The organism is Corynebacterium sp. S5S1, from assembly GCF_001913985.1.
Lineage (GTDB): Bacteria > Actinomycetota > Actinomycetes > Mycobacteriales > Mycobacteriaceae > Corynebacterium > Corynebacterium marquesiae.
In genome coordinates this window covers 25,738-43,259 of sequence record NZ_MKXT01000017.1, presented here as the reverse complement: position 1 = coordinate 43,259, position 17,522 = coordinate 25,738, and the positions used below count along the sequence as shown (strand labels likewise).

Sequence of the window (17,522 nt, the reverse complement as noted above, 5' to 3'; positions counted from 1 at the left end):
TATCGATACCGAGTACACACACTCAATCGGCATCCAAAAAGGCCACATCTAACCCCGCGACACGCCGATAGCAGACACACATTTTGTCGCTTAACCCACCTAAGCATAGAAAAAGCTCGCCCTCTACATCGCGGTAGAGGGCGAGCTTTATTCGTTGGGATTAATCGACGGAGAATTCGCCCATCTTGTCCCAACCGGTGCGGCCTTCGATGTGAACATTAAGGATGTCTGGGGTTTCCACGAGGTACTTCGGGAATTCCTCGCAGGAGCGCTGGAAGTGCTCGCTCTGGACGTGCTCTACGTCCTTACCGTCTGCGTAAGACTCCAGCAGCAAGAAGCGCTGGCGATCTTCTGGATCGCGGAACCACTTGAAGTCGATGCAGCCCGGCTCTGCATTGCAGGCCTCGGTGTACCAATTGATTTCATCGAGGAAGGTCTCTGCGTATTCGGGCTTGACGTGGAACTGTACGTTGATCAAAATCATGCCCCGATTCTACCGGCACCGTGCAGCTTCTTCATCGTCACAGTTGGAGACCACGAATGCGGTGAAATCGGGGCTAGTGGAATGCGGTTTAGTTAAGGAAGAACTCCGCAACGTAGATGTAGGTTCCGTCATAAGCAGTTGCTACGCCAAAGCCGTGTGGGGAACCAGCATTGACTGGAACATCGCGGTTGAACCAGTTCAGGCGGTCTTGTGCCTGTTGCTCGGTGAGGCGGTGAACAGAACCCTGTCCTTCATCCTTGTGGTTCAGGCCGTGGGCTACCCCGCCCTTGTAGTCGAGCTTGCCGGCGGCACCCTGGTTGGCCCATTCCTGGGCGATGGCGGTGGCGTGAGTGTCCTTGCGGTGCCCAGCCTTCTCGAGGTGGGCGGTGGTGGCGGCCCCCAACTCACCAGCGACCTTGGGCGCGTGGCCCGCCGGCTTGGCCAGGAATTCTGGCAGCGAGAAATTGTACTTCTCGGCCAGCTCATAGGCCTGCGGTGGCAAGGTGAGGCGGAAATCCTGCACAGCGGCGAAAGGATCAGAAGAAAGCTGCTGAGCCTGCGAAGAAGCCTGCTCAATCTGCGGTGGCAAGGCCGGCTGAGCAGAGGCCACGGTGGAAGTACCAGTAATGACAAGAGCGGTGGACAGGGCGGCTACGGTTGCACGGTGAGAAAGCTTCATGCCCTCCACCGTGCCATAAGTGGCTGGCAGTCTGGAAGGAGTTTCCGGGCTGCGCAGGTGATTCGATACAACTTTGTTATGGTCCCTGTGTTCTTGGGGGGAATCCGGATGGTGGGACAATATCCTCACCGCGCATTTTTGGAGTATTGCGAAAGGTTCTTGACTGTTGCTGGACGTATTGACCGGGTTTGCGATTATTTTCGTAGTCATCGGCGTCGGGTTTGTGCTGGCCCACAGGGGTGTTATTGGCAAGGGCGAGGCGCGCTTGCAATTCAATCGCACAGCCTTCTGGGCGGCCACTCCGGCACTCATCTTTTCCAGCGTGGCTACATCCGATACCTCCGCGTTTGCGTCCCCAGTGGTGGCCGTCATTGCCGCCGCATCCGTCGCCACCATGCTGTTGTATTGGCTGTGCAGCCGGCTACTTTTTCCACGCAGCGGCGCCGAAACCATGGCGGGTGCCGCTGCGGCGAGCTACTACAACTCGGTCAATATTGGCTTGCCCATTGCCACCTATGTCATTGGTGATGCCACCTTCGTCATCCCGGCATTGGTTCTCCAGATGGCGGTGCTCTCCCCGTTTATTATTGCAGGGCTCAATGCGCAGGGTACGAGCCTGCGTTCGATATGGGGCTCCGTACTCGCAGGGATTACCGCACCGGTGGTGTTAGCTGCGGTGGCGGGATTTATTGTCTCCGCGGCGCAGTGGCAGGTACCGGATGTGGTGATGAAGCCGCTGGAGATATTGGGTGGCGCCTCTATTCCTATGATCCTGATGAGCTTTGGTGCCTCGTTAAAGGGCGACGGGCTATTGGAAGAAGACCGTCTGCCCACCATTTCCGCGACGGTGTTGAAGTTGGTGGGCATGCCCGCTTTTGCGCTGGCCGTGGGTACAGCGCTGGGCCTTAATGGCGCGGAGTTATATGCGGCATTGATTCTGGCAGCCTTGCCTACGGCGCAGAATGTGTATAACTATGCCGCCACCTATGAAGTAGGAGAAACCGTGGCACGCGATACGGTCTTTCTCACTACCTTCCTCTCACTGCCTGCGATGCTGGCCATCGCAGCCTTATTTGGCTAAACACCTAGTAGATGCCGACGTCGAGCGCGGCAAATTGGCGTTGCAGCTCATCGGGGTCAATGGCTCCCGCCACGTCTGGACCAGCGATGGCGGCAAAGCCGTCGAGCACCGATGCACCGTAGTTATGACCGTGCCCATCGGGTACGTCCTTTGCGCCGGGCAGATCGGCGGCAACTTGGAGGGAAGAGATGAGGGGCATCCACTGCATTACGCGCTCGGCAGAATACGGGGTCCGCTCGCGCATCCAATCCGGCTCCTTAAAGGCCATCTGTGGCGACCACCAGGCCACCGGATCCGAGGGGTGTTGGATATAGAGCATGCGGGTGCGTCCCCACTCCTCTTCTGGCACCGTGCCCCATTGGCGCACCTGCGCGTCATCGTTGGCAAAGCGCACGACGAGGCCGCCGGCGTATTCGGGAGTTATCTCAGAAGAGCCAGGGTCGCGGCGCTCCACAAACTGGGTGCGCAGGCGATTAAAGTGCGGCGGCCCCGTCAATAGGATGCCGTCGACGGAATTGGCGATATCGCGCACCCCGGAAAAGGCCGCCTCAATGCCCGTGGTGCCCAAGGATTCGCCGTAGAGGTAGAGCTTCGGGCGCTTGTCCTCCGGCAGGCCGTTCCACCAGTCCACGATGGGGTTGATGAACTCCTGCCCGGCGCGTTCTACCTGACCACCGCCGGACAGGAAATGCAGCGCCGAGGGCATGGCGGAGTATTGGGCGGCCGCGATGGCGGTGTCGCCGCCGTAGAGCAGCTCGAAGGCCTGGGCGGAATAAGACGATACCCACCCCGTTCCGGTGGTCATAATGAGAAGCAGCGCCTTGCGGTCTTGGGCGTGGGTGCGCTCGAGCTCGTCGATAAGCAGCTGCGCTCGCTCCTCATTGGAGGCGCGATTGCCCAGGCCGGCATAGGCGCGAATGGGTTCTTTAGCGGGCTTTCCGGTAACCTCTTCCAATTCCGCGCGGTGCGCACCGGAGGAGAGGAAACGCGAGCCCTGCAATCCCACCCCATTCCAGTCCACGCGGGAGTCTGGGGAGCCACTGCGCTCAACAAACGTGGGACGCTGCGCTGCGGGATCGGGTTCGGCATTTTGGGCGGTAAAGATCCTCTCCCCCACGCCCACAATGGCGCCGGGAATGAGGTTTTCCACGGTATACGTGCCCACCAGTGCCACGATGAGTACCGCACCCGCAACGCGGTAGGCGGCGCGGAAGCGCTGGGGAAAGTGGCTGGAAAGCCAGCGAACACAAAAGCGCAGCACGCGCAGAATGAAAAGGAAGGCGGTAAATACCGCAAGAGCCAACGGAACCACCAGCACATAGCTGGCAATGGTGGGTGCCGGTGCGGACAGGGTGTCTGCGAGTTGGCGTTGCCACCGCACGGCAAAGACCGCAAAGCCTATCATCCACACCACAAAAGCGGCGGTGGCAATGCGGGAAACGAGGCGGTAGCGCCGAGCTGGCCACGTGGTGGCATCAAGCCAGGGATGCCGGGGCGCCACATAGCGCACCACCAGTCGATACCACACGAGCTTGAGGGCGAGGCCCAGCGCATAGCCGAGCCCTGCGGCAATGCCGGAGACGAGTCCTTGGTAGAGCCAATCGCGCGGCAGGATGGATGGAGTAAGCCCCAGGGTAAATAGTGCTGCGGCGCCGATAATGCCCCACAGGTCGAGGTGGCTGACGATATCGGCGATGCGGGCTTCTACCCTTCGAGCTTCTCCCCCAACTCCAGCCATTCCATCTCCAATTCCTCGTAGGCGCTGCGGTTTTCCTTTAGTTCTCCGTCCAATTCGGTCAAGGCCTGGGTATCAACCTTTTCCGCGGCGGTGGCCATCTTCTCATTAATCTGCGCGGCCGCCTGTTCCAGCTTGTGCATCTTGCGCTCGAGGGCGTTCATCTTCTTGGTGATTGCGCGCTCTTGCTGGGACGAGAGCTTCTTTTCTGGTTTCGGTGCAGCATTGTCTGCCTTCTTTTCTCCCAGGTTGAGCACGCCGGAGCTCTGCTGGGCCTCAAGTGCGGCGCGCTTGCGCAGGTACTCGTCGATGCCGCCGGGAAGGTTGGTGAGCTTGCCATCGCCAAAGAGCGCGTAGGTGTTATCCGCGATGCGCTCAATGAGGTAGCGATCGTGCGAAATGACCACCAGGGTGCCTGGCCAGGAGTCCAAGAGGGACTCCAGTTCCTGCAGGGTATCGATATCGAGATCGTTGGTGGGCTCGTCCAGCAGCAACACATTGGGCTCGGCCATCAGTACGCGGGTCAGCTGCAAGCGGCGGCGCTCGCCACCAGAGAGGTCGCCTACCGGGGTGCGCTGACGCCTGGCGGAAAAGCCCAGGCGCTCGGCCAGCTGGGAGGCGGAAAGCTCCTTTTTGCCGAGTTGGACGTAGGTGGCGACGTCCTCGACGGCGTCGATAAGCCGGCGCTGCGGATCTAGGTCATCGAGTTCCTGGCGCAGCCAACCGAGGCGCACGGTTTGGCCCTCGATGCGTTTGCCGGCCGCCAGCTCGTACTCGCCGGCCAGGGTGCGAAGCAGGGTGGTTTTGCCGGAGCCATTAACGCCCACCAAGCCGATGCGCTCGCCGGGGGCTAGGCGCCAGGTGAGGTGATCCACCAGGGTGCGGCCGTCCGGGGACTGCACGGTGGCATCCTCTAGCTCGATAACTACGCGGCCTTGGCGCTGCTTGGAAAAGGCCATGAGCTCAACCTTATTGCGCGGCTCCGGCACGTCAGAGATCAACGCCTCGGCGGCCTCGATGCGGTAGCGCGGCTTGGAGGTACGCGCCGGTGCGCCGCGGCGCAACCAGGCCAGCTCTTTGCGGGCGAGGTTCTTGCGGCGCTGTTCCATGGCATCGGCCTGGCGGGCGCGCTCGGCGCGGGCAAAGGTCCAGTCGTTGTAGCCGCCCTCGTAGGTATCGACCACGCCATCGTGCACCTCCCAGGTCCAGGTGGCTACGGTATCGAGGAACCAGCGATCGTGAGTAACTACGACCACGGCTAGGTTGCGCTTGAGCAGGTGGTCCGCAAGCCACTGCACGCCTTCCACGTCGAGGTGGTTGGTCGGCTCATCGAGTACCACGAGGTCCAAATCCTGCACCAGCGCGGCGGCCAGGTTTACGCGGCGGCGCTCGCCTCCGGAGAGCGAGCCCACCGGAGTATCTAGCCCAAGATCTACAATGCCCAGCCCGCCCAAGACATCGCGCACCTTGGCATTGGAAGCCCACTCATAGGTTTCCAATTCCAGGGGCTCAATAATCACTTGGGCGATGGTGAGCTCATCGGGCAGGTCAAAGCGTTGGGTGACCACAGCCATGCGCAAATCAGAGGTATGGGATACGCGGCCGGCGTCGGGCGGCTCGATGCCGGTGAGCACCTCCAGCAGGGTGGTTTTGCCACCACCATTAACGCCGACGATGCCAATGCGATCGCCGCTTTGCACACCTAGGGATACCCCGTCTAGGAGGGTTTTTAATCCATAAGTTTTGCTGACTTGCTCGAGGTTAATCAGGTTTGCCATAACGAGTGTCCATCTTAATACCTCCCTGCACCTACCCCCGCATTTCTTCAGACTATTGCGATTGATTTTCACGTCCAATAGTGTGCCTATGTATGAAGCGTTACACACTTTCCCTCTGCGCGGTGCTCTCTGCCACGGCAGTAGCCTTCGCCTCCTGTTCCGCCCCCACCGAAGAGGAAAAGGATTCCCTGCACTCCCACGACCACGCGCACAGCGAGGAGGACCACGCCCACGAACACAACCATGAGCATGACCACCAGCACGGCCATGACCACGCCGGGCACTCACACGAAGGCTTCGAAGCCGAAGAGGGACAGACCGAGGTAGCCCAGCTGCCCACCCGTATCGTTATCTCCCATGCAGACGGCTGGAGCGCTTATGACGCCAAAACGGGCAAAGTAATCGGCGAGGACAAGATGAATGCCTTCCTTCGTCTCAACGATGCCGGCGATAATCGCCACGTCATGGTCACTAAGGGCGATAGCTTCCTCACCTACGACACAGGCCGCATTACCAAAGGCCATGGCGATCACAACCACTACTACACCGCTGAGCCTTCGCTTGGCGACGCCCCTATCAAGGCCCCGCACGCCGGCCACGTGGTCCACCACGACGGCTTTACTGCACTGTTTTCAGATGGCGATGGCGTAGCACGGATTTACAAAACCGAAGACATTGGCAAAGACGATGCCCAGCCGGTCAATACCGTAGATACGGGGGCTGCACACCACGGCGTGGCCGTACCACTGAAGGATGGCTCGGTAGTTATCACCAAGGGGACCGAGGACGAGCGCCACACCATCCAGCATCTGGACAACGAGGGCAAGGTCCTTACTGAAACCACCAAGTGCCCTGGCGTGCACGGCGAGGCCGCCGCTGGAAACGGCAATATCTTCTTCGGTTGCGAGGACGGCCCTGTAGTCTTCGATGGCACAAAGTTCCACAAGGTGGACGCCTCCGCCTATGCCGGAGCAGGCGGATACCAGCGCTCCGGCAATGCTGCCGGTTCGGAGGAATCCGATGTCATTCTGGCCGATAATAAGACCGACAAGGATGCAGAGCTCGAACGCCCCACCTCCGTGACCCTGGTGGATACCAAGGATTTTTCCGCGAAGAAGGTTGAGCTCGATGCTTCCTATTGGTTCCGCTCCCTGGCCCGCGGCCCGCTGGGCGAGGCGCTGGTGCTCACCACCGACGGCAAACTCAACATCATCGACCCAGATTCCGGCGAAATCACTTCGCAGATCGATGCCATTTCCAGGTGGAAAGAAAATAAGGAGTGGCAGCAGCCGGGGCCCATCCTGCAGGCTGCCGATGGCTACGCCTTTATTACCGACGCCCAGAAGAAGCAGCTCGTGGTCATCGACCTCCTCCAAGAAAAGGAAGTTAACCGCTTCGACCTCGACATCGAGCCCACCGAGATGACGGTGCTCTAGCTACAGCACCACGGCGCCGCTAGCGGGACCATGGGTAGCCACACCCTTGCTGCCGGGAATTTCCACCGTCACTTGGGAGACCACTTCCCTAGCTTCTTCTGCCCCAGCGCAGAGGAAGGCACAGGTCGGACCGCTGCCGGAGACGATGCCCGCAAGTGCCCCAGCGGCCACACCCGCCTCCAGTGTCTTGCGCAGGTCCGGGCGCAGGGAAAGCGCCGCCGGCTGCAGGTCATTGTGCAAGTGCTGTGCCACCCGGTGCGGGTCGCCCGAGATAAGCGCCTGCGATACTGCCGCAGTATCCATGTGCGGCGCGCCGCCGCGACCCTTTTCTCGCATTTCATCCAGCTTGTGAAAGACCTGTGGGGTAGATAGCCCGCGGTCCGAAGCGATGAGCGCCCAGTGGTAGGTACCGCGCGCCATCATCGGGGTAAGCTGCTCGCCACGCCCCGTACCAAGCGCGGTGCCGCCCAACAGGGTAAAGGGAACATCCGAGCCCAGCGCCGCGCCTAGCGCGTCCAAGATCGGCTCACCCACCGAGTCGATGTTGTAGTAGCCGCCATAGCAGCGCTCGGCTAAGCGCAGCGCGGCGGCCGCATCAGCAGAGCCGCCCGCCATGCCTCCGGCGGTAGGGATGGCTTTGTGGATTTCCAGCGCTACCTCCGGCAGCGCCTTCGGCCCATGGGTGGTGTATAGGTACTGCATGATGCGGTTGACCGCGGTCCACGCCAAGTTTGTGTAGTCCTCCGGCACCCCCTGTGCATGAGGGCCCGTGACCTTTAATCCTTGAATGCGCGGCTTATCCACCTCGGGATTACCCAAGTCCGTGAGTGTCACGGTGTCATGCAGCTCCAGAGACTGAAAGACGCTGGCGAGCTCATGGAACCCATCCTCGCGCGGTTCCTCCACGCCGAGGTGGATATTGACCTTGGAATGAGCGCGCGCGGTATAGACGAATGGATCGCTATCTAGTGGTGCACTCATTTAGATTCCTGCCAATCGTACGAAGTCCTCCACGGCGAGCTTTTCACCGCGCTGCTTCGGATCGATGTCTGCCGCTCGCAGGGCTTCCTCGGCGGCGGCACCCGAACCAAAGTGGCCGGACAATGCCGCGCGCAGGGTCTTGCGGCGTTGGGCAAAGGCGGCGTCGATAACCGGCCAGACCTTAGCCCGCGACTCATCGGTGACCGGCCAAGGAGCATCTTCAAAGACGTCGATGCGCACCAGCCCAGACTCAATATTGGGCGCGGGCCAAAAGACGTTCTTGCCAATCGTGCCAGCCTTGGAGACCTTGCCATAAAAGCCTGCCTTGACCGAGGGGACGCCATAAACTTTGCTGCCCGGTTGGGCCGCGAGACGGTCCGCCACCTCGAGCTGGACCATCACCAGCACGCGGCGAATGGAGGGAAAGGTCTCCAGCAAGTGCAGCAGAACCGGTACAGCGACGTTATACGGCAGGTTGGCCACGAGGGCAGTCGGCTCCGTGACGTCAGAATCCGTCACGCGCAACGCGTCCTTTTCCACTACGCGCAGGCGGTGTGCATACTCAGAGGCACGCTCGTCCACGGTATCGGGCAGCTGGGCGGCCAAACGGGAATCGATCTCTACCGCAGTCACCTCCCCCACGGCCTCAACCAAGCCAAGGGTCAGCGATCCCAAGCCAGGGCCTACCTCGAGGACGCGATCTGTGGGATCCAGCTCCGCCGCGGCGACGATGCGCCGGATGGTATTCGGGTCATGCAGAAAGTTCTGCCCCAGCTTCTTCGTGGGCACGATGTCGAGCTTCTCCGCGAGGGCGCGGATCTCTACGGGGCCCAAAAGCGCGGCGCCGGTGGAATTAGTCATGCCTTCTAACTTAGTAGAAGAGACAAAAAGGCCGCACACCACAGTGGGTGTGCGGCCAAGAAGCGCTGCGGTTTAACGCAGGCCCAGCTTGGAAGTACATGCCGGCCATGCGCCCCAGCCCTGCGCGGCCTGCACCTTTTCTGCCACGGCGATCTGCTGCTCGCGGGAAGCCTGCCATGCCTCCGGTGCGTACTCGGTGCCGCCGAATGCTGCCCAGGTGGATGGGGTGAACTGCAGGCCACCGGAGAAGCCGTTGCCGGTATTAATAGCCCAGTTACCGGTGGCCTCACACTGTGCAATGGAATCCCAGACGGAGCCATCGGCCACCGCCGGAGCAGCAGCACCGGAGTTGCCGCCCTCCTTCGGCTTTTCTTCCTCAGCCTTCTTGGTGCCGCGGGCAATGGTGGCGGCCTTAGGCTCGACGGTTACCTTTTCCTTGATGACGTCATTGGATTCCTTAGCACCGTCCTTCATTACCAGCTTGTGGGTAATGACGCGCTTGCCCTTAACGCCTTCCTCGCGGACCTCTTCGGTGCCCTCTTCCAGCTCCGGGTCATCAACGTAATTAGGCTCGGCGTCAAACTCTTCTTCCGAGTCATAAACGGTGGTAGATACCTGGTCCACCTTGATGGACATGCCCTCGGTAACCTTGGTCTCCTTGGACGGGAAGACGCGGTCATCGTCATCAACGTCGATATTGCGGGCCTTGAGAACGTCCTCAACGGTCTTAGCGGCAATCTTGGTGTAGGTTACCTTGCCGCCATCATTAATCTTGACGATCTTCGGGGACACAACCTCAAGGTCCATGCCCTCTTCCAGCTGGGCATCCTCGTCCACGTCAGCATCACCGGACTTCACAGAAGCACCCTTGACCACGCCGCTGAGGTTACCCAGCAGGTCAGAAACGGTGAGGTCGGTGGTGGACAGCTGCTGCTGCACGCCATCGATGGTCACGGCTACTGGCTTTGCGGTGCGTACAGAGATCTCATCGCCATCACCCACGGACTCGGACGGGGCTGGGGAGACGATGTCCTCCTCGCCCACCTGCACGCCGGCTGCCTCCAGCGCGCCGTCGACATCCTTGGCAAAGGTAGCCAACTCCACCTTGTCGCCGTTGATGTCCACGGTGACATCTTTTTGTGCCGCAACGGCTACCACGCCGCCGACGGCTAGGGTGCCCAATACACCACCCGTTGCCAGACGCAGTGGCAGCGAGCGGGAGTTATTGATGCGCTTGATCTGATGAGGTGACATGCTGAATGAATCTCCGATAGTGCAGGTTTCAACAATTACAAGAGTTTAGGCCAGCAAAGTTGTCCACGCAGGCGTTTGCTTTACTGAGAGCCGCTGCTGCCGCACCAATGGTGGCGCTGCAGGATCCTAAAACCTAAACGAACGATTAATAACAATACGATAACAGCCCCACAAAGTCGAGGACTAATCCACCACACGCCTCACTGGACACACAACCGCCACACCAAACACCCCCGCCACCTCTGACCAGCGGGTTTTATTTTTGTGAAAACCGTCACCTAGGCGTTAGCGCAGGCCGTAGACACGATCAAAAGTGTCATTTACCTCCGCCGCTAGCGTTTGCACCGTCTGGTGGCGCACGCGAGCGATGCATTCATATGTGTGCCCGATAAGAGCCGGTTCATTGCGCTGGCCCCGGTAGGGCTCTGGCGTCATATATGGCGCATCGGTCTCCACCAATAACTGGCCGGCCGGCGCCTTCGCCGCCGCCTGCCGCAGCTCGGCATTGCGCTTGAAGGTGACGTTACCGGCAAAGGACAATACGTAGCCGCGTTCCAAGGCTTCCTCTGCCACTTTCAACGGCGAGGAAAAGCAGTGCAGCATAACGGTGTCGGGCGCGGGGGCGTCGGCAAGAATGCGCAGCAGGTTCGCATCCGCCTCGCGGTTGTGAATCATCAGAGTCTTGCCATGGCGCACCGCCAGGTCAATATGCCAGCGCAGGGATTCCTCCTGCTGGGCCATGGTCGCGGTGGTCTCCGGCTCGTGCTGCACCCAGTAGGCATCGAGGCCGGTCTCTCCCACTGCTACGCAGCGCGGATCCGCCACCATCTCCTCCAGTGCCACCTTGGTAGGTGCATCCAACTCGTTGGCGCGCACTGGGTGGATGGCACAGGCGGCATAAACATTTGGAAAGGAATGCGCAGTAGCCAGCGCCGCTGCCGATTCACGGCGGTCATCGCCCACCGTCACCATGCGGCTAATACCGGCGGTGCGCGCGCGATTGACCAGCACCTCATCGGTGTCCTTGTGAGAAAACAGATGCGTGTGCGCATCGATGAGGCCGCTTAGGCCCGGTGCCGGAACGGGAGTGGGACGTCGCTTCTTTTTAGCCATGTAGGCAATTGTAATATTGGCTGCCATGTTGATCAGACCCGCTGGCCTTGCGGATGTGCCCGCCATGACCGAGACCCTCAACTGGGCCATCGAGCACACCGATGTTTTTCCGCGCTACCCCGGCTAACATCGCAGAGCGCGAGGCCTACCTGCGCCGCATCTGGGAAGAGGGCTGCCCGTGCTTCATCGCGAAGTCCGATTCTGGCACCTACCTGGGGTGGGCGCTCTACCATCCTTACCGCGATCCGCAGGTGTGGACGGGCTGTTATGAGACCACCATCTATCTCTCCCCTGCCGCTCAGGGCCAAGGCGTGGGAACCGCGTTGCTTGGCGCCTTGGTAGATGCGGCCCGCGCCGATACAAAGGTTCATTCCCTGCTCGCTCTCATCGTCTCCACCAATGCGGCATCGCTAAAGTTGCATGAAAAGTTCGGGTTTGAAAACGTGGGTACTCTTAAAGAGGTTTGCTACAAGTTCGATCACTGGTTGAGCCTCACCCACCTACAACTTCTGGTGTAAAGGAATTTCTATGCATATCCGTCCTGCTGAGCTTGCCGACGCCCCCGCACTCACCGCTATCTACAACGTCGGCTCCGCAGCGAAACCCGCCGCTAACCTGGTCACGTGGCAAGAAGATGTCTCCGACCGCGAAGAGTGGCTCAAGGAGATGTTTAAGGCCGGCTCCCCGGTCTTCGTAGCCGTGCACGATGATGAAGTCATTGGCTGGGCGGCCTACTTCCAGTTCGTCACCCCCGCCATCTATTACGGCACCGTGGAAGATTCCGTCTACATTGCGCCCTCCGCTCAGGGTAAGGGCGTGGGCTCCGAGCTTCTCGACGCCCTTATGGACGTCGCCGCCGACGACGCCTACGTGCAGACGATGATCACTTATATCGTCGATACCAACGAGAGTTCTATCGCCCTGCACAAGAAGTTCGGCTTCACCGAGACCGGCCGCATGCCGAATATCCATACCAAAGATGGCGTCCGCCTCGGCTTGGTGCACCTCCAGCGCGATTTCGAGCGCTAAACCTGCAACCACCCTTCCCGGCAAGGATTCGGGTATTTCGTACTCTTTCTTTCTAGTCCGGAATACAGAAACGGCCGCGTTATGCCCTTTTCTCCGCCGAAAAGGGAACCATAACGCGGCCGTTTTATGGGCTACTACTTGTTAACAGGCGCCCACTCTGGGCCGGTCTCGCCCAACTCTGGATCAAGCTTAGAAATGAGCGGCTTCGGCTTGGCCAAGGCGGTGCCCGGTTCTACCTGGATGCGCTCCCACTTTGCCTGCTGCTGGGTGTAGTCGCCCATGATAACCGGATACTCGTGGCCCTCTGGCGGCAAGCCAGCACCAACGAGCTCTACGGGGATATCATCCTTGACATCGTGGACCTCTGGCTGGGCTGCCCACTCGCCGCTACGGCCCAAGGTTTCATGGACCTTCTGCGCGGTAAACGGCAGGTACGGCGTGAGCATGACATTGCAGTCAGAAACCACCTGGAGAGCAGTCCACAGCACGGTAGCTAGGCGCTCGCGCTGGGCCTCATCCTTGGCCAACTTCCATGGCTCTTGGTCTGCAATATAAGCGTTGGCTTCGCCGACGACGTGCATGATAGCGGTAATCGCCTGCTTGAACTTGGACTGCTCCAACAAAGCACCGGCGGTCTCGAAGGTCTCTTCCGCCAGCTGCAGGATCTCCTTATCCTTTTCTTCCAGCGCTGCTGGTGCTGGAACCTCACCGAAGTTCTTAAACGCCATAGAAACAGTGCGGTTGACCAGGTTGCCCCAGCCATTGGCCAGCTCATTATTGATACGGCGGACGAATTCATCCCAGGTGAAGTCCGTGTCGTTGTTTTCCGGACCGGCCACGGCGATGAAGTAGCGCAGGGCATCTGGGCCAAACTCCGCCAAGAAATCCTTGACATAGATGACAACGCCCTTGGACGAGGAGAACTTGGAACCAGACATGGTCAAGTACTCAGAGGAGACAATCTCCGTAGGCAGGTTCAATTCGCCGTACTGGTGGAGTTCACCGCCCTTGTTGCCCTTGCCGGCATAGCCCAAAAGCTCGGCCGGCCAGATCTGGGAGTGGAAGGTGATGTTGTCCTTGCCTTGGAAGTAATAGTGGCGGGACTCCGGGTTCTGCCAGAAGTCTTTCCACGCCTCCGGCTGACCAGTGCGGTATGCCCACTCGATGGAGGAAGACAGGTAACCGATGACCGCATCGAACCACACGTAGAGCTTCTTAGCGTTATTTTCCTGCCAGCCCTCAACGGGGATCGGAATGCCCCAGTCAATATCGCGCGTCATGGTGCGCGGGCGCATATCCTCCAGCAGGTTCAGGGAGAACTTCAAGACGTTCGGGCGCCAGTCCTCACGGGTGGAAAGCCACTTTTGCAGCTCCTCCTTGATGGAGGGCAGATCCAGCAGGAAGTGCTCGGTTTCAATGAACTTTGGGGTCTCGCCGTTGATCTTGGATACGGGGTTGATCAGGTCCACCGGGTCAAGCTGGTTGCCACACTCATCGCACTGGTCACCGCGGGCGCCATCCGCGCCGCAGATGGGGCAAGTGCCCTCAATATAGCGGTCCGGCAGGGTGCGTCCGGTAGACGGCGAAATAGCACCCTGGGTGGTCTCTTTGAGCATGTAGCCGTTGGCATACAGGCCCTTGAAGAGTTCCTGTACCACGGAGTAGTGGTTACGAGTGGTGGTACGGGTAAAAAGATCGTAGGACAGGCCGAGGTTGGCTAGGTCAGTGACGATCTGGCGGTTGTAGCGGTCTGCGAGCTCGCGAACGGACACGCCTTCTTTGTCCGCTTGAACCAATAGCGGAGTGCCGTGCTCGTCCGTACCGGAGACCATGAGTACGTTGCGGCCACGCATTCGCTGAAAACGTGCAAAGACGTCAGAAGGAACACCAAAGCCGGCCACATGACCGATGTGGCGCGGGCCGTTGGCATAGGGCCAGGCAACATTTACTACTACAGACTCAGTCATGGGTTCTACTGTATCGAAGCCGGCTCCTGCCCACACGATTAGGGCAGACATTTACTCCGCAGGTGAACCGCTTTTTCAGGACAAAGCACCCACCGCTTCCCCACTGCTGAGGAAACGATGGGCGCTATGAAAGTAAACCGTGAAGGGCGCGAATTACTTGCGCTTCATCGGGTGCTTGAGACGCTCGTTGCGGCGCTTCTTAAGTACCTGCGTGCGCTGGTACTCGCGGTGCAAGCGGCGCTCGCGGGCCATCTTGCGCTGGAACTGCTGTGCCTCGCGGTATTCGAGGTAAATAATATCCTCGCTCAGAGCCTTGTAGATGGCGAACATCAGGCCTACGAGAATGAACAGGAACGGCAGTGCAGCAACGATGGTGACGTTCTGCAGGTTAGACAGCGCGTCCTCATTAGCCAGGAGCAGGGTCAGGCCTACCAAGGCAGTCAGTGCGCCCCATGCCGCGGATAGCCACGGCTTAGCGGTAGAAGCACCATTTTGGGACATGGAGCCCATCACCGTGGACGCGGAGTCCGCAGAGGTGACGAAGAAGGTAGCCAGAAGGACCGCCGCAACAATACCGGCAACGAAGCCGCCGGGCATGGACTGCAGCAGATTAAACAGTTCTTCCTCAGCAGACTCGCCGGTAATGGATTCGCCGTTTTGCTCCATGTGGATAGCGGTGCCGCCGAAGATAGCGAACCACAGGGTGGATACGCCGGCTGGAATAAGCAGGACGCCGAGGCAGAACTCACGAACGGAACGGCCACGGGAGATACGTGCCAGGAACATGCCCACGAACGGGGACCAGGAAACCCACCATGCCCAGTAGAAGATGGTGTAGCCGGACAGCCACTCACCAGCGGTGCCGTTTTCGGACTCGGCGGTGCGGCCGATCATCTCGGTGAAGTAGTTGAGGTAGTTACCAATGGAGCCAGGAATCTGGTTGAGGATGGTAACGGTCGGGCCCAAGATGAACACGAAGATCGCCAGCACTGCGGCAAGGACCATATTCGCATTGGAAATGTACTGAATGCCCTTGCCCACACCGGACATCGCGGACAGGAGGAATGCGAGGGTAAGGACCAACACGATGCCGATAACCACGGAATTGGTGGGGTTATCGATGATTCCGGATGCCTTCAAGCCGGCCTGAATCTGCAGGGCACCCAGGCCCAAGGAGCAGGCGGTACCGAAGACGGTGGCGAAGATGGACAGGATATCGATGAACTTGCCCACCGCACCGTTGGCGTTACGCTCGCCGATGAGCGGCACGAAGGCCTGGCTCAATAGCTGCTTGCGGCCAATGCGGAAGGTGGAGTACGCGATGGCCAAGCCAACGATGGCGTACACCGCCCAGGGGTGCAGCGTCCAGTGGAACATGGCATAGGCCATGGACGATCCAACATTGCCAGTGCCCTCGCCCGGGGTGCCGTCACGGTAGTTAGCCAGCGGCTCGGAAGCGCCGTAGAACATCAGGCCAATGCCCATGCCGGCGGCGAACATCATGGCAATCCACGATGGCGTGGAAAATTCCGGCTCCTCATTAATGCGGCCCAACTTGATGGAGCCGAACTTGGAGGCGGCAATAAAGACAACGAACACCACGAAGACGGTGCCGAAGAGGACATAGGCCCAACCGAAGTTGTCCACGACCCAGGTCAGGGCCGAAGAGGAGAAGTTGGCAAAGTTGTCCGGGGCGGCCAGGCCCCACACAACGATCGCGGCGACCAGAACACCGGCGATGCCGACGATGGACCAATCGATTGGCATATTGTCACGATCGGCCGCGATTTCCACCTCAGGATCGTCATAGCGCTCCGGGTGGAAGCCATCGGAGTGAATCATATCCTGAAGCTGGCCGGTGGCAGATTGTGCGTCCAGCTGTTCGTCTACAGTCTGATAATTCTCAATAGGCTGCCCGCTCGAAGAAGCAGAGGCCGGCTGCGCCTGTGCGCCAACCGGTTCCTTTCCTTCTTCTGGCACGCCTGTGCCCATATTTTCCGAGTTCGTCATGAGCTATACAGTGGTGCGGAACTACTCAATTATCAAACGAAACACGTAGAAACTTCGCTGCTCAACGCCGTTTCCCAGGGATTTTCCACGATAATTTGAAAGGTTTTTACGCTTTATTTGCCCATGTAAATACCGCTTTAAGCTGCCCACACGCCCGAGGACTATAACAATTCAATTACAAATCCCCCGTTAGTGAAGCCGTCTACGCACGCTACGGGGTGTGACGTAATCGAATAAGCGGTGGGGACTAGTCCTTGCGAGCTGCCAAAGCGGCATCATAAAGCTCGCGATTAGAGACCTCGGTGCCTTTGGCTACCTGCTTGCACGCGTCCTTCAGTCGCATCCCCGCGTCCGCTAGCTCGAGCGCCTTGGGCACCAAGTCTGCAGCGGTAGCGGCAGCGGCAGTACCGCCCTCAATCACCACGGTGATCTCTCCCCGAGCACCGTCTACTGCCCACTCGGCTAGCTCGCCCAGATTGCCACGGCGGATTTCCTCATAGGTCTTGGTCAGCTCTCGGCACACCGCGGCCGGGCGGTCGGCGCCGAGAATTTCCGCTGCCTCGGCCAAGGTTTCGGCTACGCGGTGAGGAGATTCGAAGAAGACGATGGCTCGCTTTTCGTTGCGCAGTGACTCCAGCCACGCCTTGCGGGGACCGGGCTTGCGAGGAGGAAAGGCGTCGAAAAGGAAATGCCCCACGCCCAGGCCCGAAAGCGCCAGGGCCGTCGGCACGGCAGAAGGGCCAGGAAAACAGGTCACGGGGATATCCCGCTCGGCTGCCGCGGCCACAAGGGACAGGCCCGGATCCGAAATAATGGGCATGCCGGCATCGGTGACGACGAGGACGGTGCCTGACGCGGCGGCGTCGATAAGCTGCTGGGCTCGGTCCTTTTCATTGTGATCAAAATTGGACACCACCCGCCCGGAAATCTCGATCCCTAAAGCCTGGGCCAGATTGCGCACGCGCCGCGTATCTTCGGCCGCGATAACGTCCGCATGCTGCAAGACATGCATTAAACGCGCGGAGGCATCTCCTACGTTTCCCAGCGGCGTGGCGGCGAGGATTACCCCGCGTGGTAGTGGATCCAGACCTAAAGCAGACATACTTCTAGCATT

15 protein-coding genes are annotated in these 17,522 nt (G+C 59.7%); 4 read left to right on the top strand and 11 right to left on the bottom strand.

The window, feature by feature from the left end:
* Positions 1 to 160: 160 nt before the first annotated feature.
* Positions 161 to 484, bottom strand: a complete 324-nt coding sequence (locus BKN05_RS07365; RefSeq protein ID WP_286688312.1) for a putative quinol monooxygenase — start codon at positions 482 to 484, stop codon at positions 161 to 163.
* 88 nt (positions 485 to 572) lie between these two features.
* The gene (locus BKN05_RS07360; RefSeq protein WP_286688311.1) at positions 573 to 1,163 is read right to left on the bottom strand and encodes a hypothetical protein; all 591 of its coding nucleotides are present in this window, start codon (positions 1,161 to 1,163) and stop codon (positions 573 to 575) included.
* Positions 1,164 to 1,329: 166 nt separating this feature from the next.
* Between BKN05_RS07360 and BKN05_RS07355 the strand changes: the two genes are divergently transcribed.
* Positions 1,330 to 2,244, top strand: coding sequence for an AEC family transporter (locus BKN05_RS07355; protein ID WP_286688310.1), 915 nt, complete (start codon positions 1,330 to 1,332; stop codon positions 2,242 to 2,244).
* Between the two features lie 4 nt (positions 2,245 to 2,248).
* On the opposite strand, the gene BKN05_RS07350 is transcribed toward BKN05_RS07355, so the two are convergent.
* Positions 2,249 to 3,982, bottom strand: a complete 1,734-nt coding sequence (locus BKN05_RS07350) for an alpha/beta-hydrolase family protein (RefSeq protein WP_286688309.1) — start codon at positions 3,980 to 3,982, stop codon at positions 2,249 to 2,251.
* Positions 3,949 to 5,757: an ABC-F family ATP-binding cassette domain-containing protein gene (locus BKN05_RS07345; protein WP_286688308.1), complete on the bottom strand. Its 1,809-nt coding sequence runs from the start codon at positions 5,755 to 5,757 to the stop codon at positions 3,949 to 3,951. Before BKN05_RS07345 ends, BKN05_RS07350 begins: the two co-directional genes overlap by 34 nt.
* A 92-nt stretch (positions 5,758 to 5,849) precedes the next feature.
* Here BKN05_RS07345 and BKN05_RS07340 point away from each other — a divergent pair, with 92 nt between their 5' ends.
* Positions 5,850 to 7,193, top strand: a complete 1,344-nt coding sequence (locus BKN05_RS07340) for a sulfite exporter TauE/SafE family protein (protein WP_286688307.1) — start codon at positions 5,850 to 5,852, stop codon at positions 7,191 to 7,193.
* Here BKN05_RS07340 and BKN05_RS07335 read toward each other — a convergent pair whose 3' ends face one another.
* The 4 genes from BKN05_RS07335 to BKN05_RS07320 all read right to left on the bottom strand — a co-directional run bounded on the left by BKN05_RS07335 (position 7,194) and on the right by BKN05_RS07320 (position 11,402).
* Positions 7,194 to 8,174 (bottom strand): 4-(cytidine 5'-diphospho)-2-C-methyl-D-erythritol kinase, encoded by a 981-nt coding sequence (locus BKN05_RS07335; RefSeq protein ID WP_049379071.1) that lies wholly within the window; start codon positions 8,172 to 8,174, stop codon positions 7,194 to 7,196.
* Entirely contained in the window at positions 8,175 to 9,035 is an 861-nt protein-coding gene (gene rsmA / locus BKN05_RS07330) for a 16S rRNA (adenine(1518)-N(6)/adenine(1519)-N(6))-dimethyltransferase RsmA (protein ID WP_049379069.1), read from the bottom strand.
* Positions 9,036 to 9,107: 72 nt separating this feature from the next.
* Entirely contained in the window at positions 9,108 to 10,289 is a 1,182-nt protein-coding gene (locus BKN05_RS07325) for a resuscitation-promoting factor (RefSeq protein WP_049379068.1), read from the bottom strand.
* Between the two features lie 285 nt (positions 10,290 to 10,574).
* Positions 10,575 to 11,402: a TatD family hydrolase gene (locus BKN05_RS07320; RefSeq protein ID WP_225747287.1), complete on the bottom strand. Its 828-nt coding sequence runs from the start codon at positions 11,400 to 11,402 to the stop codon at positions 10,575 to 10,577.
* A gap of 101 nt (positions 11,403 to 11,503) precedes the next feature.
* Here BKN05_RS07320 and BKN05_RS07315 point away from each other — a divergent pair, with 101 nt between their 5' ends.
* A complete protein-coding gene (locus BKN05_RS07315; RefSeq protein ID WP_225747288.1) occupies positions 11,504 to 11,920 on the top strand; it encodes a GNAT family N-acetyltransferase in 417 nt (138 codons plus the stop codon).
* 10 nt (positions 11,921 to 11,930) lie between these two features.
* On the top strand, positions 11,931 to 12,431 hold the full coding sequence (locus tag BKN05_RS07310) for a GNAT family N-acetyltransferase (RefSeq protein WP_225747289.1): 501 nt from the start codon (positions 11,931 to 11,933) through the stop codon (positions 12,429 to 12,431).
* 134 nt (positions 12,432 to 12,565) lie between these two features.
* On the opposite strand, the gene metG is transcribed toward BKN05_RS07310, so the two are convergent.
* From metG to rsmI, 3 genes are all read right to left on the bottom strand, one after another.
* A complete protein-coding gene (metG, locus tag BKN05_RS07305; RefSeq protein ID WP_286688306.1) occupies positions 12,566 to 14,398 on the bottom strand; it encodes a methionine--tRNA ligase in 1,833 nt (610 codons plus the stop codon).
* 153 nt (positions 14,399 to 14,551) lie between these two features.
* Positions 14,552 to 16,408 (bottom strand): BCCT family transporter, encoded by a 1,857-nt coding sequence (locus tag BKN05_RS07300; RefSeq protein WP_286688305.1) that lies wholly within the window; start codon positions 16,406 to 16,408, stop codon positions 14,552 to 14,554.
* Between the two features lie 247 nt (positions 16,409 to 16,655).
* Positions 16,656 to 17,510, bottom strand: coding sequence for a 16S rRNA (cytidine(1402)-2'-O)-methyltransferase (gene rsmI, locus BKN05_RS07295; RefSeq protein ID WP_286688304.1), 855 nt, complete (start codon positions 17,508 to 17,510; stop codon positions 16,656 to 16,658).
* Between the last annotated feature and the right edge of the window lie 12 nt (positions 17,511 to 17,522).

What these genes read in the sequence shown, in the direction of transcription:
- BKN05_RS07360 (WP_286688311.1), bottom strand. Translation starts at nt 1,163, where the DNA reads ATGAAGCTTTCTCACCGTGCAACCGTAGCCGCCCTGTCCACCGCTCTT.
- BKN05_RS07340 (WP_286688307.1), top strand. Translation starts at nt 5,850, where the DNA reads ATGAAGCGTTACACACTTTCCCTCTGCGCGGTGCTCTCTGCCACGGCA.
- BKN05_RS07325 (WP_049379068.1), bottom strand. Translation starts at nt 10,289, where the DNA reads ATGTCACCTCATCAGATCAAGCGCATCAATAACTCCCGCTCGCTGCCA.
- rsmI (WP_286688304.1), bottom strand. Translation starts at nt 17,510, where the DNA reads ATGTCTGCTTTAGGTCTGGATCCACTACCACGCGGGGTAATCCTCGCC.
- BKN05_RS07345 (WP_286688308.1), bottom strand. Translation starts at nt 5,757, where the DNA reads ATGGCAAACCTGATTAACCTCGAGCAAGTCAGCAAAACTTATGGATTA.
- BKN05_RS07350 (WP_286688309.1), bottom strand. Translation starts at nt 3,982, where the DNA reads ATGGCTGGAGTTGGGGGAGAAGCTCGAAGGGTAGAAGCCCGCATCGCC.
- BKN05_RS07300 (WP_286688305.1), bottom strand. Translation starts at nt 16,408, where the DNA reads ATGACGAACTCGGAAAATATGGGCACAGGCGTGCCAGAAGAAGGAAAG.
- BKN05_RS07365 (WP_286688312.1), bottom strand. Translation starts at nt 484, where the DNA reads ATGATTTTGATCAACGTACAGTTCCACGTCAAGCCCGAATACGCAGAG.
- metG (WP_286688306.1), bottom strand. Translation starts at nt 14,398, where the DNA reads ATGACTGAGTCTGTAGTAGTAAATGTTGCCTGGCCCTATGCCAACGGC.
- BKN05_RS07315 (WP_225747288.1), top strand. Translation starts at nt 11,504, where the DNA reads ATGTTTTTCCGCGCTACCCCGGCTAACATCGCAGAGCGCGAGGCCTAC.
- BKN05_RS07320 (WP_225747287.1), bottom strand. Translation starts at nt 11,402, where the DNA reads ATGGCTAAAAAGAAGCGACGTCCCACTCCCGTTCCGGCACCGGGCCTA.
- BKN05_RS07310 (WP_225747289.1), top strand. Translation starts at nt 11,931, where the DNA reads ATGCATATCCGTCCTGCTGAGCTTGCCGACGCCCCCGCACTCACCGCT.
- rsmA (WP_049379069.1), bottom strand. Translation starts at nt 9,035, where the DNA reads ATGACTAATTCCACCGGCGCCGCGCTTTTGGGCCCCGTAGAGATCCGC.
- BKN05_RS07335 (WP_049379071.1), bottom strand. Translation starts at nt 8,174, where the DNA reads ATGAGTGCACCACTAGATAGCGATCCATTCGTCTATACCGCGCGCGCT.